General features: G+C 59.3%; 13 protein-coding genes. 7 read left to right on the forward strand and 6 right to left on the reverse strand.

The window, feature by feature from the left end; translation table 11 throughout:
- Window positions 1–229 precede the first annotated feature (229 nt).
- Window positions 230–1,558 carry a roadblock/LC7 domain-containing protein gene (locus AC30NL_RS17395; protein WP_489465250.1) on the reverse strand — a complete coding sequence of 443 codons (1,329 nt, stop codon included), beginning with the start codon at window positions 1,556–1,558 and terminating at the stop codon, window positions 230–232.
- Window positions 1,559–1,808: 250 nt separating this feature from the next.
- Between AC30NL_RS17395 and AC30NL_RS17400 the strand changes: the two genes are divergently transcribed.
- From AC30NL_RS17400 to AC30NL_RS17425, 6 genes are all read left to right on the forward strand, one after another.
- On the forward strand, window positions 1,809–3,050 hold the full coding sequence (locus tag AC30NL_RS17400) for an MFS transporter (RefSeq protein WP_489465251.1): 1,242 nt from the start codon (window positions 1,809–1,811) through the stop codon (window positions 3,048–3,050).
- Between the two features lie 407 nt (window positions 3,051–3,457).
- Complete coding sequence (locus AC30NL_RS17405) at window positions 3,458–3,724, forward strand: hypothetical protein (protein WP_489465252.1); 267 nt, start codon at window positions 3,458–3,460, stop codon at window positions 3,722–3,724.
- A gap of 83 nt (window positions 3,725–3,807) precedes the next feature.
- A complete protein-coding gene (locus AC30NL_RS17410; RefSeq protein ID WP_489465253.1) occupies window positions 3,808–5,004 on the forward strand; it encodes an acyl-CoA dehydrogenase family protein in 1,197 nt (398 codons plus the stop codon).
- 14 nt (window positions 5,005–5,018) lie between these two features.
- Window positions 5,019–5,804, forward strand: coding sequence for a thioesterase II family protein (locus AC30NL_RS17415; protein WP_489465262.1), 786 nt, complete (start codon window positions 5,019–5,021; stop codon window positions 5,802–5,804).
- Window positions 5,805–5,900: 96 nt separating this feature from the next.
- A complete protein-coding gene (locus tag AC30NL_RS17420) occupies window positions 5,901–7,082 on the forward strand; it encodes a cytochrome P450 (protein WP_489465254.1) in 1,182 nt (393 codons plus the stop codon).
- Between the two features lie 109 nt (window positions 7,083–7,191).
- Window positions 7,192–7,806: an antibiotic biosynthesis monooxygenase family protein gene (locus AC30NL_RS17425; protein ID WP_489465255.1), complete on the forward strand. Its 615-nt coding sequence runs from the start codon at window positions 7,192–7,194 to the stop codon at window positions 7,804–7,806.
- Window positions 7,807–8,466: 660 nt separating this feature from the next.
- On the opposite strand, the gene AC30NL_RS17430 is transcribed toward AC30NL_RS17425, so the two are convergent.
- The 4 genes from AC30NL_RS17430 to AC30NL_RS17445 are packed head-to-tail and all read right to left on the reverse strand — an operon-like array spanning window position 8,467 to window position 13,154.
- Window positions 8,467–9,669 carry a toxic anion resistance protein gene (locus tag AC30NL_RS17430; RefSeq protein WP_489465256.1) on the reverse strand — a complete coding sequence of 401 codons (1,203 nt, stop codon included), beginning with the start codon at window positions 9,667–9,669 and terminating at the stop codon, window positions 8,467–8,469.
- Window positions 9,666–10,373 (reverse strand): hypothetical protein, encoded by a 708-nt coding sequence (locus AC30NL_RS17435; RefSeq protein WP_489465257.1) that lies wholly within the window; start codon window positions 10,371–10,373, stop codon window positions 9,666–9,668. Before AC30NL_RS17435 ends, AC30NL_RS17430 begins: the two co-directional genes overlap by 4 nt.
- The gene (locus tag AC30NL_RS17440) at window positions 10,360–12,030 is read right to left on the reverse strand and encodes a vWA domain-containing protein (protein WP_489465258.1); all 1,671 of its coding nucleotides are present in this window, start codon (window positions 12,028–12,030) and stop codon (window positions 10,360–10,362) included. The genes AC30NL_RS17435 and AC30NL_RS17440 overlap by 14 nt, the downstream gene beginning before the upstream one ends.
- Window positions 12,027–13,154: a hypothetical protein gene (locus tag AC30NL_RS17445; RefSeq protein ID WP_489465259.1), complete on the reverse strand. Its 1,128-nt coding sequence runs from the start codon at window positions 13,152–13,154 to the stop codon at window positions 12,027–12,029. The genes AC30NL_RS17440 and AC30NL_RS17445 overlap by 4 nt, the downstream gene beginning before the upstream one ends.
- 194 nt (window positions 13,155–13,348) lie before the next feature.
- On the opposite strand from AC30NL_RS17445, the gene AC30NL_RS17450 reads away from it, so the two are divergent.
- Window positions 13,349–15,052: a thiamine pyrophosphate-binding protein gene (locus AC30NL_RS17450; RefSeq protein WP_489465260.1), complete on the forward strand. Its 1,704-nt coding sequence runs from the start codon at window positions 13,349–13,351 to the stop codon at window positions 15,050–15,052.
- A gap of 133 nt (window positions 15,053–15,185) precedes the next feature.
- Here AC30NL_RS17450 and AC30NL_RS17455 read toward each other — a convergent pair whose 3' ends face one another.
- Window positions 15,186–15,320 (reverse strand): hypothetical protein, encoded by a 135-nt coding sequence (locus tag AC30NL_RS17455; RefSeq protein WP_489465261.1) that lies wholly within the window; start codon window positions 15,318–15,320, stop codon window positions 15,186–15,188.
- Window positions 15,321–15,460: the final 140 nt, after the last annotated feature.

Raw genomic sequence — 15,460 nt, forward strand, 5'->3', positions numbered from 1 at the left:
CTCGAAGCGCATTGCGGCGTTGCGCCTCCTCGCCATAGCGACGGCTATGACTCGTCGGCGCGCCTTGCACTGCGCTCCGACAGCGGCGCGATCAACCGACATTTGTGGCTTGACGCGACACTAGGCGGGACCACTTGAAGGGTGGGCTTGTTCGACAGGCGTGTTGAAGCCACGTGCTTGAGAGTGGCATAGGACAAGCCTGTCTTCACGCCACCGGCGATTGACCACTCTACAAAAGGCCCTTTTCGACCCCCATCAGCTTGTAGCGCGCCAAAGCCAGATTTGCCCGCTGCGTGTCCAACAGGGCCAGGAGGAACAGATCGGGGTGCCGCGACACGGTGCGCAGCACCTGCTGTCTCGGCCCGGCGCTGACCATGACCTCGTCGATGTTTTCCGACAAGCCCATGTTGCGTGCCGCAAGCCGATGCGCGCGCAACACTTGGGCGCTCGCTGCAGCAGACAGGTCCAGGTCCGCAGGCTGGTCTTCGCAGCTTTCGCGGGCCAGAACCAGCCCGGTCATGCCGTCGACCACCGCACAACCGATCATGCCGTCGATCGCGAGCATCTCGGCCAGGGCATCGCGTGCCTTTGCCGCGTCGAGTGAATGGTGGCTTACGCGCATCACGGGCTTGCTGCTCGTGCGCAGGCCGGGCGCTACAGGAGTGCCGGTTCGCAACCCGGGCGCGACTGACGTCGTCACGGACAACGATCCGCTCGAATCGGAAGGCTGCAAGTCCGCCACCTTGATCGGATACTCCGACACGTCCAATGCCGAATCAGGCGGCTCCCAGGCGGGTTGCGTCTTCACGTGGTTCCACATGCCCAGCATCGCGTTCCAGACCGACGAAGCGCTGGTGAGCGATTCGTTGAGCACGTGAACGTGAAGCCGCGTCGGCCATGGCACCGCGCTGATCTTTTTGGCAATCCAGGCCGCGTTGGCGGCCAGCATGAAGAGGATGTTGGGGCACCGCCAGGTGGGTAGCGATGTGGCCTCGTGCAAGGATAAGAGGAGCCCGTCGATAGCATGCGGCTGCATGGGGCCGATGACCACAGTTGTCATGTGGCTGCGCTCCATCAGCGCAATCGGAATCTCGGCGTTGTCGCGACCCGGTGCACGCACATCGGCGTGATAGATCTTGAGGGCTTCTTCATGCCGGCGCACGAGCGTGGTGCGCTCGATCGTGGCCAGCGTGCGCAGCGTGGTCTGCTCGCGCAGATGAAGACGCTCGATCGGTCGGCCGCCTGCATCCGACAAGGCCTTGATGACGGCCGATGCCCAGAAGCCCACAGGGTCGAGCAGGGTGATGAGGCGACTTGCGGTTTCGAGGTCGGCGCGGGTGGTGGCGAAATGCTCGCGGATCGCTTGGGCAGGAGAGCCGCTGACCACCAGGTCGTGCTGGTAACGGTCGACCATCTTGCCATGGTCGTTGACCTCGGTGGCCATGCTCTCGAGGATGGCTGTGGCTGCGAAACCGTGGTCGGGCGATTCGGCTTCCTTGCGGACCGTTTTCGATAGGTCCCGGGGCGGACCCAGATCACCGAATAGCGATGTGAGCATGAATTCTCCTGGCGTACCGGCGCGGCGATGCCGAACCAAACTCGTTTCAGCATGGTGCTGTACCAGTCTATGGCATGGAGGGCGAGATGCAGCGCTCCGAGCTGAAACCGGCCGTTGCACCCACTCAAGTCGGGGGTGTGCACGACTGGGAAAGTCGGCCCACCAGTAACCGGCGGTTAGACAGAGAATTCGCTGGGTGGCGCACCCACCGAGTCAACCTGCAATGACTTGAGTGCCTACCATCGGACCCATGAACAGCACAACCTTCACGTCCCGTCCTCCCGCTGGCGACATTCGCCGCGACGTCAAAGTCATCGGTCTCGTCGGCTTGGCCCACAGCGTCAGTCACTTCAGCCAGTTGCTTCTGGCGCCGCTCTTCCCGTGGCTCAAGGAGGAGTTTGCGGTGAGCTACGCCGAGCTCGGCCTGTTGATGGCGATCTTCTTCGTCGTGTCGTGTGCCGTGCAGGCGATGTCTGGATTCGTCGTCGACCGATTCGGGCCGCGGCCTGTTCTCTTTGGCGGTCTGGGCCTGCTGGCCATCGCGGCCTTCGGGTTTGCAGCCAGCCCAAGCTACGGGGTGCTGGCCTTCTTCTCCGTTGTTGCAGGTGCTGGCAATGGCGTGTTTCATCCGGTCGACTACACGCTGCTCAACCGCAAGGTGCACCAGTCGCGGCTTGGGCATGCCTTCAGCGTGCACGGCATCACTGGCAGCTTGGGCTGGGCGCTGGCGCCGGCGATGCTGGTGCCCTTGACTCTTGCCTATTCGTGGCGTGTGGCGCTGGTTTGCGCTGGGGCACTGGCGCTCGCGGTGCTGGCGATGGTGTGGTTCTGGCGTCGCGAGCTGGCGCTCGACGTGATGCCTGTTGCCAAGTCCGCGACGCACGTCGAGCAGCCCGAAGGCAAGTTCAATTTCATGAAGATCCCTGCGGTGTGGATGTGTTTTGCCTTCTTCTTTTTCTATGCGATGTCCTTGAGCGGCGTGCAGGCATTTGCGCCCGAGGCGGCGCGATTGCTGCACGATGTGCCGACGCACGCGGCCGCGATGTGCCTCACGATCTTCATGGTGTGCAGCGCATGCGGCATGGCCGTGGGCGGCTTTCTCGCCTCGGACCCGACACGGTGCGAACGCATCGTCGGCGCGGGCTTCGGCATGTCTGCAGCCCTCGCGCTTGTCGTGGGCTATGCCGACCTGGCGGCGATGGCCGTGCCGCTGTTGTTCGGCGCGATGGGAGTCTGCGCTGGCGTTGCCGGGCCGTCACGCGACTTGATCGTCAAGCGCTCGGCGCCCGATGGCGCAACGGGGCGTGTGTATGGCGTGGTCTATTCGGGACTCGACATCGGGCAGGCAGTGGCACCGCTGATGTTCGGCACCCTGATGGATTTGCATCGGCCAGCGCAGGTCTGGCTGGGTATTGCAGTGGTGCAAGCGGTGTTGATCGTGAGCGCATTCAACGTGCGACGCGTCCGGCGGACCTTGCTAATGCCTGCTTGATTCGGAACTTCGGGACGACGCAGCGACATGCGGGCAGTGCGCGCGCATCGACCGCCGAGTGAGCCTTTGGCAATCGCGTACGATCCGGCGCTAGGACCAAAGTGCAACCAGTGTCGCCGTGAACGTCGGCCTCAGCGTCGCGCCGACTGATCCTCCAGCCCGTAGAGTAGGCGAAGTCGAGCACGAAGCTCAGCCGCTTCGGCCTTTACGATCTGAAGGATGGCGAGCCAGTGCCGGTGGTCTACGCATCAGGATTTGGCCGCGAGCCCCGCTTGCAACGACGCGCCACAATGCACCCGAAATCTAAGGTGGGATAGGTGCTCACGCATTTCGCATGGGCCACGTGGCGGCTTGCAGCACGGAGTCGAGCGACCCGCCGTTTACTTCACGTACCCATCGACCTGGCGATGGATGCCGAGGGCTTTGTCCAGCAGCCCGGCTTCGACCCCTCGGCGCACTGCTGCAAGCAACACCGGATCGACGTGGACTTCGTCATTCTTGAGGCTGGAATCGAGCGCGCCGAACAGCTTTCCGACGTTCACGTTCCCGTTCTCTTGAAAATGCTTTTTGCTACCCATGCCGGCAAGCCGGTCCACTACGTCCAGGAGCTGCGCCTCGATTGGGCGCGACTTCTACCTACTCCCGAACACGCGGGTGTGACGGATCAGGTCTGAAGCCTTGTTGCTACCGAGCTTGAGGATCGAAAATTTTTGCCGACTTTTCGGAACGGGGCTTGATGTAAGTTTCCATTTCGGCATTGGTCAACCTGCGCTGCGCCGCGAGCACGATGAATATTTTCGATGCCAGCATTCTTGACTTGCCGCTCTACGAAGAGCGGCATCGAATTCTCGCTAAGCGGCTCGAGGAGTGGGTAGCATCGGTCTGGCAGTTGCAGGAAGCCGATGCCGGGCTCGATCCGCGCGAGCGTGGCAAAAGCTATGTTCGGATGCTCGCCCGCGATGGATGGTTTGAGGGGGTCATCGGTGCTGACAGTGGTAAGCGCCCTGACTTGCGCAGTGTGTGCTTGATGCGTGAGGCGTTTGCTTATCTGCACGACCTAGTTGACTTCGCGTTCGCCATTCAGTGCCTGGGAAGTTCGGCAATCGATTGGTTCGGTAATGCCGAATTAAAGCAAACCTATATTTCCGCCGTGCGCAGCGGTGAACTGATTGGCTGCCTCGCACTATCCGAGCCGGAATTGGGCTCGAATCTGTCAACTGCAGCATGTCAAGCAAAAAGTGAAGGTAATGGCTTCAGCGTGAACGGGACGAAGGCTTGGGTCTCACATGGCGACATAGCCGACTTTGCGTGCGTACTCGCACGTACCGGAGAAGGCCCTGGACCTCTGGGTTTGAGCCTATTCGCCATACCGCTCCCAGCACGTCGAGAAATTGCGATTTCTCCGATCGACTTTGTTGCTCCTCGTGCGTGTGCCAATATGACCTTCGACGCGTGCCCACAGGATCGCAGCACAATCATTGGCGAGGCCGGCTCCGGCTTTCGCTACGCGATGGCGATCCTCGACTTCTACCGGGTTACAGTTGGTTCCGCGGCGATTGGTTTCAGCCGTCGTGCGCGTAACGCCGCCTTGCAGTGGTGCAAGAACAGGAAAATTGGTAATGACAAACTATTGCAAATGCAATTGACGCAAGCCAAACTTGCAAATATAGACGTGCAACTCCATGCATCTGCGCTGTTAGTGGTGCGCGCTGCATGGGAATTCGATGTTGGCCAGTCCGGTGGATCGTCGCGCAATGCCGCAATGGCAAAACTGTATGCAACCGAAGCAGCGCAGAACATTATTGATGATTCAGTACAGCTGTTAGGCGCCGCTGGGTTGACCGAACAAATGGTGACCTCCCGACTATATCGGGAAATACGGTCCTTGCGAATATATGAAGGCACTTCGGAAATTCAAAGAATGATCATTGCGGGCAGCACTAAACTGGAATGAATGACGTAAATCTGATGCATTCGGAAAATCAACCACTCTGGATAAGAGTTCCAGCTAGGGGGGAGGCTAGGCGTAGGCTGTTTTGCTTTCCATATGCAGGGGGCAGCCCCAGCGCGTTCATGAAGTTTGCGCCGGCATTGGACTCGCATACCGAATTGCTGCTCTTGCAACTGCCCGGACACGGTGAACGCCTCGGCGAGCCGACAGCAGTCGAAGTCATGCCATTGTTGAGCGAAATAGGACGGGATACACGGCGATTTGACGACCTGCCTGCCGTGTTTTTTGGACACAGTCTCGGCGCGATCCTGGCTTTCGAAACTGCACGTCGATGCCGCTCGCCCTGGCTGAAAGGACTGATTGTCTCCGGCTGCATTGCTCCTTCGTTCTGGCCCACCGCACGAGGTAGGCGGCTCGCTACTCTCGGTGATGTGCAAATCATAGAAGCGCTGCGCGAGTACCAGGGCTTCCCGGAAGAATTGTTGGCAGACGATAGCCTGCTGGATATGTTCTTACCGGTTTTTCGGGCCGATTTCAGCTTGGTAGCGAGCTACGAATACCAGTCCGAAATTCCACTGCCACACCCTGTACTTGTATTTGCGGGCGCAAATGATCCGCATGTGGACCAGAAACTGCTGGCGCATTGGCAACAGGAAAGCGAGCGGAAAATTGTTGTAGAAATTTTACAAGGAAATCATTTTTTCTTCTCCCAACATGTTGATGCGATCACTGCACGTGCATCAGGATTTTTTCAAGCAGGGCATGTCGCGAACGAAGAGCAAGGTAAAGAATTTTTCATCTGAGCGATGAGTGATACATAATTCGCCGGGAATTTCAGCTGCCGCGACCTAGCCATTTTGATATAAATAATGCCTCGCAAAATTGAAGGAAACGAATCTATGACTATGCCCGGAAATCCGTTGGAAGCGGCTACACACGCCAATCCTTGGTCCTATTATGCAACGCTGTTGGCGGAACGGAGTATGCATTATGACGACGCACTCAAGCTATGGATAGCCTTCAAGGCAGTAGACGTGGCACAGGTATTGCGCGACCCTGCCTGTCGGGTGCGCCCCTTGGATCAACCTGTGCCACTAGTTCTCGGAAACTCGCCTGCCGCCGATGTTTTCGGCAATCTGGTGCGCATGAACGACCGCGACAAGCATGTTGCCTTGAAGAGGATGGTCAACACTGTCCTTGATACCCTACTCAAGGACAAGCTGGAGCAGCGTGCTCAGTACTGGGTTAACAAGCTGCTGGAGGAGATCAAGCCCATGCAGGCCGGCAGTGGCATGGCAACGTTCTGCTACCGTTTACCCGTGTCAGTGATGGCGGATTTGCTTGGGATACCGGAAGAAAAAAGTGCAGGCATTGCAGAGTGGGTTGGTGATTTCATACGTTGCATCGCACCGGGTGGTACGCCGGAGCAAATCGCAGTCGGACAAGAAGCTGCTGCGAAGCTGCGGGCATGCGTGCAAGAGCAATACCTGTCCGCCCAGGCGGCGACCAATGGCAGTCTCCTGCAGAGTTTCAAACAGTTGGAAAATCAGAATGAGTTCATACAGTTGCCGCAAATTATTGCCAACAGCATCGGGTTCCTGACCCAAACCTATGAAGCAACTGCGGGATTGATTGGTAATACGTTAGCATGCCTATCGGATTATGCAGAATTGCAGCAACGTATCACGTCCACGCCTGAACTGATTCCGGCCCTATTGGAGGAGGTGCTGCGGGTACACGCGCCGATTCAAAATACGCGGCGCTTTGTAGCTGAAGATACGGTCATCGCCGGCAACAAAATTAGCGCTGGGTCTGCAATTTTAGTCGTACTGGCCGCCGCGAACCTGGACGATAGCGTTAATCCTAGTCCGGAAGAGATGGATTTGTCTCGAAGGAACCCCAGTTTATTCACTTTTGGCAGCGATAGCCATGGCTGTCCTGGAAAGGATATCGCTATCAGTATTAGCGCAGTTGCCGTGAACTGTCTGTTGCAACAGGGCTTGAACCTTTCTAAATTGGCTCGACCGGTACGTTTTCGTGCCTCATTGAATGCTCGGGTTTCCGAGCTCGCAATGGTCTAAAAGAATGAGTGGAAAAACCAATTTTGGAACTCGTAATCTCAAAGCCGGACTTCGTATGAATTGATTTCAACATCCATTAACCATTAAAAAGTCAACGATTGGAATCTATATGTTCGCAGTAATTTTTGAAGTAACTCCAGATCCTACCAAGTATGATCAATACCTCGGCATTGCGAGCGATCTGAAGTCTGAACTTGTCAAAATCGATGGATTTTTGGAAAATGAGCGATTTCGCCTCAACGGCAGCGAAGGTAAGTTGCTCTCATTCTCACTTTGGAGGGATGAAAAATCGCTTATTCGCTGGCGAACTCATTCACTCCATCACCTCGCCCAAGAACGAGGGCGTACAGATATTTTGATTGCATACCATTTGCGCGTGGGTGAGATAGATTATATGAGTGGCGATGGTATGGGTGCTATAATAGAACGCTGCTCAAGGCAGGATTTGACGGAAGTCGACCCGCTGAGATATGTTACGATTAGCCTGAAATCGGGTGGTGCTGGCGAACTCATTGAGCCCGAGGTGAGGCTTTCCAAGGAGTCAATTTTTACCTGCATTAATGATGCTGGTAAGTTTTTGGTTATAAACGAATGGAAATCCCCCGAAGATGGATTGAAGTGGCTGAGCTGTCAATCTTCTACCAATGTAGTGCACTATGGAGTAAGAGTAATTCGTTCTTATGGTCTCACCGATAGACGTGAGGCGACAATGTTTCTGCCCTAGTCTTGCAATTCAATTGCACTCCTTTTACCCAAAGTGCTGATTTGGGCCGCACTTTCGTGCGGACACGATCTTGCACACGAAACGACGAGGGGCCGTCCATCTCTGGCTAGCGGAGCTCCCAGGGCGATTGCGTGAAGAAATGACCAAATATCTGGTATAGGAGAGCCCTCGAAATCGAGGCGAAACATGGAATTGCTGTTGGTCTTGCTGGACTTTCCTTGCTTAAGCATCTGCCCGCCTTACCTGTGGCCGCACGCAATGCCGTCAGAAGCAAGCTCATGTAACGGGCGCGGCTGTTCTCTTGTCTTTTGACCTCTATTTGCTTTTCTCGAGGTCAATCTCGAGTCGCTCCGATACCGCATTTTCACTCGTTTCCTTCATGCAATCGCCCTGGCGGAGCTCCCACGGTCCGGGGGAGCAATGGAAGGGGCCCCTTTTTGTCGTGCGCTCTACAACGATTTCGGCCCCCAAGTATTCCGTGTGGGTTAGCAGGTGGGTTTTCTGACCCCCTTCATGAGGCAATCCGGCGCCATGCCGTTCCCAGGTGGTATTGCAGTGGTGCAAGCGGTCTTGATCGCGAGCGCGTTCAAGGTTCGACGCGTCGAGAGGCTCTCAGCCTCTCTGCCCGTGCCGACTCGAGTCGACACTTCGGGTGGCGGGTCACATCTTCACCGGCCCGTCGTTTGCCCCGCCCGTTGCTTCCCGCGCCAGCTTCTGCCGATTCCGATCCACATACGATTCCGCGCGTTCGATCTGCTCGCGGATGAGTTTGTTGTTCTGCCCCATCACGTCGATGGCCTTCGAGCGGAAGGTGTCCATCGCGTCCATGGCCTGGAAGGCCTGGTCGAACATCTGCTTCATCTGCTCGATGCCCAGCATCGGGTTCTCCGCGAACTTCGTCGTCTGCTCGACGTGCTGGTTGAGCTGCTTGCCTGATTCGGCAATCAGCGCGCCGATGGTGCTGTTGACCCCGGTCAGCATTTCCATGACCTTGATCTGGTTGCCCGTGGCACGAGCCACGGTCTGCGCAGTGGCGAGTGCACTCATGCCGGTGGTGAGCACGCGCGAGCAGCCGTTAATCATCTCGCGAGCTGTCTGCTTCAACACACCCAATGCGAGGTAGGCATTGATGGTGACGGCCTGCTGTGTCTGGATGTCGGTGAGGTTTTGCCGCGCGTAGAACAGCACCTCCTGCCGCAACGCCTGCGCCTTGGGCGCGTCGGTGGCCTGCAATGCATCGACACGGTTCTCCAGCTTGGTGTCGAGCGTGGTCGCGAAGCGCGCAGCAGCAGCGAGTTTTTGCAAAGCTTCCCAGACCTGTACCCGCGTCGTGTCGATGGCCGCCACGTCCTTTTGCATGTCATCTCGTGCGGCGTGCACCTGCGAGATCGCCGACTGCAACTGGCTGCTCGCGTTCTGGTACTTGCGAAAGTACGCCTGCAGCTTGTTGCCGTAAGGGATGATTCCCAGCAGCCTGTTCGACTCCAACAGATCGCCCTGCTTGCCCGGGTTCAACTCGTCGAGCAGTCCTCGGATCTCGGCGATGGCCTTGTACGCGGGCGAATCCTCCATGCCGACGAAGTTGCGCTGCATGAACGGGTTCTGCATCATGGTTGATGCCGTCGAGATCTCTTCGCGCCCCAGCGTGAAGGCGCTGTCGAGTTTGCTTCGGAAGGCGTCGGAATGCAGGTCTTCGTGCATCAGCGCTTCGATAAAACGCCCCACTTGTTCATCTACCGCCTGCACCACCTCGGGCTTGAGCGGCACGGCATCGCGCACTTGATCGGCCGGCACGGGCGTAATGACCTCAGGCGGCTCCAGTTGAAATACGGGCTTGGCGCTGGAGGTGTTGGTCTGTGTCATGAGATCTTGTCCTTGGCCGAAGGAAGGTTCAACGCGGCGGCAGCCGACAGTTCGTTGTCGCCAAACTTTTGCTTGAGGAATTGCGAGTGTGCGAGAAATGCCTGCGCGTCCTGCGAGGCGAGATCGTCGGCCAGTTCGCATACCTTGCCTTCGAGTTCGACGATGGTTTCATCGAAGGTGTCGAGCGCAGTCTTGCCGTTCGCAAGCAACCTCGTGCGCGCGAAAGACGCAGGTATCGAGAGGTAGGCATTCAACGCTTCAGGCAAATAGATGATGGCGATGCGGCGCGCGTCGAAACTATTCTCCAGCGACAGCCGTCCGCGTGACCTCTCCCATTGTTGCAAGAGCGCTTCGAGCGCGTTGCACAACTCGAGCACGCGCGCCTGCAGGCTGCCGGGAAGCCGGTTCTCGGGGTTGTATTGCGTGAGGCCCCGGACACCGTGCAGCGCACGCTCCATCGCCTCGCGTGCGTCGCCTTCGTCGCTGAAGTGAAGGGCTTCCCACGCGGGCCCCGTGAACGACGGAAACCCGAACCACATCCCGGCCGCGACGAAGCCTGCGACATAGCCCATCACCGCAAGCCCCAGCCCCGGTGTGCCCACCAGCCCCATGCCCTTGAGCACGAGCACGATGCTCGCCATGCCCAGTCCGATCCAGTTGGGCGTCGATCCCAGGAAGCCGAAGAGGCGTTCACTGATACGCACGTATGTCCTTGAACACGCTGTAGAGCGGCGTCTTGCGCGCGTCGAAGAGCCTGCCTCCGGTCACCTTCACGAGTTCGTCGAGTTCGTGCTCGTTGGCTTCGCCGAAGAGCACCATGAAGACCGGAATGGAACGTGCGTCTTCGGGCAGGTTGGCGTAGTCGTGCTTGAACTGCGCGAACGTGCGCCCCTGGTTGTTCTCTCCGTCGGTGAAGGCCACCACCGAATACTGGTAGCCCGGGTTCTTCTTCTTTTCCGCGGCCATGTGTTCCAGTGACTTGAAGACGGCATCGAAGAGGGCCGTGCCACCATTCATGCGCAGCCCGTCGGCGAAGGCGCGCACGTCGGTCAGTACTCTCTGCTTGGCCTCGCTGTCTTCCTGGATCTGCACACCCTTGGCCGAGGATGATCCACCGGGGATGTCGAAACGCTCCATGCCGTAAGGGTTGTCCGAGAACGGCTGCATCCACAAACGTTCGCGGTTGGTCAGCTTGGCAATGCGGCCCGTCAGCGATCGATCGGCGCCGGCGATGTAGTGCAGGGCCTGCAGCAACTGCTGCTTGCGCCCCTCGCGCTCCATGCTGCCGCTGGTGTCGAGCACGAAGGTTGACGCGATGGGCCTGCGGAATTCGTTGAGGTAGGCGTCTATCAGGCCGTCGGCCAGTGCGCGGTCGGGAGAGAACGGCAGTTCGACAAGCATGCCCTGGCGGGGCAGGATGTCGGCCACCTTGGCCGCCACCTCCGGAACGATAGGCCGGCGCAAGGTCTGCTTTGCCAGCCACAGTTGTGCGGGTTCGCTCTTCAAGTAGGCGACGACCTTTCGATAATCGTCGCGCTTTGCGTCGTTCAATAGCATCAATGGGTAATCCGCCGTGCTCACACCTTCGTGCGGATACATGAGCACGAGCTTTTCGCGCAGCTTGCCCGACTGGCCCAGGCTCAGCAGCCAGCTTTCGTAGTTGATGAAGGCGTTGACGTCAATGCCTTGCTGCTCGATGAACTTTTCGGACAGGTAGGTCGAGTTGTCGCCGGGCAGCTTGTAGCCCTTGAGAAAGGCGGCAATGGCCGCGCGGTCGACGTCGGCGGCGCCGAGGCCGTCGGTCTTCTGGCTTGCAGCGGCCACCACGCCCATCAGCGCCATGAAGCCCTGGTTGGACGTGGCAGGGTTTGACAGCGCGTAGGTCAGCTGTCCGCTGCTGGCAGCGTCGGTGATGTCCTTCCACGTCACCTTCGCTGCCTTGGCAGGGTTGTCCCAGCCAAGTTTCTTCGCCGCCGACTCGCTCACGCCCACGGCAATGGGCGACAGCATGATTTTTTCCTGCAGCTTCACGCGCGACTGCCCCTGCATGTCCGACAGCAGGTACTTGGCGTTCGCGAACCAGGCCACGTCGGCATCGGTCTTGCCATTCAATACGGCTTCGGTGCTTTCCATCGTGCCGCCGAACTTGAACTTCAGCGTGATGCCGGTGGCTTTTCTCACCATGTCCTGCAGAGGTTCGATGTCGCGCAAGTCGCTCGTTGCCAGCACGTTGAGCGCGGCCGCTTCGACCTGAGCAGGGGATGATGCGGCAGCCGGACCGGGGGAATTTTCCTTGCGTCCGCAGCCGACAAAGCCCACGACGACCAGCATGCCGGCCCAGGCCAGCCAACGGGATCTCATTGCGTCATCTCCTTGGTCACGACGTCGATCATTTCACCAATGATTTCGAATGAAGGCGGGTCGATCACATTCGACAACCTGGGCTCGATGGCCAGCCCCGTCGCCTTGACCGATTGCGCGAAACGCTCCGCATCTGGAATGCGGAAGCCGTATTCCACAGCGACGCTTTGCAAATCTGAATTCGTCGACAGCAAAGTGCCCAGCGACTTGGCGCGTTCATTGGTGGCGATGAAGACGACCTTGTTGATGATGGTCGGCTGCGGGTAGATCAGCACCATGTCGGCACCCACGCCCTTCTTGGCCAACGCGTGGCTCACGATCTGGTTCTCATAGATCCACGCCATCGGCGTCTTGCCGATACCTTGCGAGATGTAGTCGTCGAAGTTGCCGTTGACATAGCTTTCCTGGTAGCCCTGGCGCTTGAACAACTCGGCGAGCATGTGAGCTGCCTTTCGAGCGGTTTCGCGGTCGGTGACCATGTCGCCGTTCAAGGCGATGCTGGTCAACGCGAGGTACATCGCGGCGGAGTTGCTTCGCCGCACGTCCGTTGTCGACACCAGCACGCTGCGGCTCACGTCGTAAGCGCCTGCGTTTTTCAGATCCTTCCAGCGCTTGCGGGCAATCATGGTTTGCGTGAGCTTGTCCATGTCGATGCCATAGACCTTGGGCTGCAACTGCTTGGCGATGCCGTTGTCGACGAGGATCTTGGCGATCGGCTCCCAGGACGCAATGACCATCGGCGTGTGGAAGGGCGAGTACTGTGCCGTCGTGATATGGGCCTTGCGCGCCGCATCGGTGATCTGGTTGGCGGCGACGACGCCGGAGGGAAACAGGAAGTCTGGAGTCTTTGCGGTGCCGAGCTTGGAAGCCATGTCGCGGCTTCCAACGCGTGTGACGCGCACCGGCAACTTGCTGGCCGCGAGCACCTTGGTCACACGCGGATCCTTGAGGAAGTCTTCGACATCCAGGGCGACAAGGCCTGTCAGTTCCGTCTCTGCCGCCTGCTCGACGGCTTCCTGTTGGGCGATCTGCTCATGGCGCTGGCTGCGCAGCGCAAACCAGACGGCAGACCCGAATCCGGCGAGCAGGGCCAGGGTGACCAGTACCTTTGTCGGCTTGTTCATGTCGGACAGCCTTCAGAGTGTGAACGGCGGCAGTCTAGATGCTTTATCAGCAGTTTGGATGCCAGCCGCGCATGGCGGGGAGAATTCACTGCTAATGCCAAGCGCGGACTGGAACGTGCACACTCGCAGTTGGGTTCGACTGCTGCAGGTCGAACATGTCCATCCCGGGTTGCACCGGGCTACAAGCACCCATCATGACTGCAAGCTATTTGAAACGTCTTGCCGGCCACGCGCTGGTCGAGGCTCTCGTTGCCCAGGGCGTTGACACCGTCTTCGGAGTTCCCGGCGAGAGCTACCTTGCGGTGCTCGACGGCTTTCACGAATACCGCGACAGCATCCGGTTCATCGCATGCCGGCAAGAGGGCGGCGCGTCGTTCATGGCCGAGGCCCAGGGCAAGCTGACCGGACGGCCGGGCATCTGCTTCGTGACGCGTGGCCCGGGCGCGACGAACGCGAGCATCGGTCTGCACACTGCGTTCCAGGACAGCACGCCCATGATTCTCTTCGTCGGCCAGGTCGCGAGCGATCAGCGCGACCGTGAAGCGTTCCAGGAGGTCGACTACCGCCAGATGTTCGGGCCGGGAACGCTGGGTTTGGCAAAGTGGGTCGGCGAAGTGCATGACCCGGACCGACTCCCCGAGTACGTCGCCCGTGCATTTCATACGGCAATGCAGGGGCGGCAGGGGCCGGTGGTGCTGTCGCTTCCGGAAGACATGCTCACGCAGGAAACCGATGCGCGAGTGCTTCCTCGCGTCGTACCTGCGTTGGCTTGGCCGGCGCCAGGTGCGCTGCGCGACGTGCGGGCTATGTTGCTCGAGGCAAAGCGACCTTTCATCCTCGTCGGCGGCAGCGGATGGGATGAAGCCTCGTGCAATGCGCTGGAACGATTCGTGGAAGGCTGGCAACTGCCGGTCGGGTGCGCCTTCCGCTTCCAGGACACCATCGACAACCGCCATCCGAACTATGTGGGCGACGTGGGCATCGGCATCAACCCGAAGCTCGCAAAGCGCATCGAGGAGGCGGACTTGATCGTCGCCATCGGGCCGCGCCTGGGCGAGATGACGACCGGCGGCTACACGCTGCTGAAAGTGCCGCGGCCCGTGCAAAAGCTGATCCACATTCACTCCGGGCCTGAGGAGTTGGGGCGCGTGTATGCGGCCGATCTGCTGTTGCAGGCGTCGATGGCTTGTGCCGCCAAGGCGCTCGAGACCTTGGCGCCACCGATGTCCTTGCCCTGGTCCGAATGGACGCAGCGGGCCCGTGCCGACTATGAAGAGAATCTCGTCGCGCCCGCGGTCGAGCCGCTGGACATGGCGGTGGTCGTCAAGACCATACAGCGCCTCGCACCTGAGGACACGGTCTATACCAACGGTGCAGGCAACTACAGCGGGTGGCTGCATCGATATTGCCAGTACGTGGGACTCAAGAAGCACGGCAAGACCCAGCTCGCGCCGACATCGGGAGCCATGGGCTACGGCGTGCCGGCGGCGGTGGCTGCGTCATTGTTGTATCCGCATCGCACGGCGGTGAACATCGCAGGGGACGGCGACTTCCTGATGACGGGGCAGGAGTTGGCGACGGCCACGGCCTATGGCGCGACGAGGCTCATCAGCATCGTGGTAGACAACGGCACCTACGGCACGATCCGCATGCATCAGGAGCGGGAATATCCGGCGCGAGTGAGTGGGACGGATTTGTTCAACCCGGATTTCGCCGCATTGGCCCGGGCTTATGGATGGGGTGCGGCGACGATTGATGCCACCGAGCAGTTCGAGCCGGCCTTTGCTGCGGCACTTGCAAGCGGCAAGCCGACCTTGCTGCACTTGAAGCTGTCACCGGAAGTGATCACGAGCCGGACGACGCTGTCGGCGATCAGGTCTTCCGCAGAGAAGCGCTGAGAATTGCTCCCTCTCTCCCTCGGGGGAGAGGGCAGGGGCGAGGGGTGGTCAGAATGGTGAAAATCGTTTGCCCCCACCTCACCCTCACCCCAACCCTCTCCCTCGCCGGGAGAGGGAGAGGGAGAGGGAGTGACTAGCGCTTGGCGCCGCGCAGCATCAGCACCACACCCATCAGCACCACACCCATCAGCACCACGCCCGCCGCCATCCCCTCGAACGACGTCACCGCTTCCCCTGCAATCGCCACCCCCAGGACCATCGCGATCACCGGATTTACAAAGGTACAGCTCGAAGCCAACCCCGCCGACGCATTGAAGCGCTGAGAATTGCTCCCTCTCCCCCTCGGGGGAGAGGGCAGGGGTGAGGGGTGGTCAGAAAAGTGAAATCGTTTGCCCCCACCTCACCCTC

The sequence above is a fragment of the Rhizobacter sp. genome, from assembly GCA_021153565.1.
In the GTDB taxonomy this organism is placed as follows: domain Bacteria; phylum Pseudomonadota; class Gammaproteobacteria; order Burkholderiales; family Burkholderiaceae_C; genus Albitalea.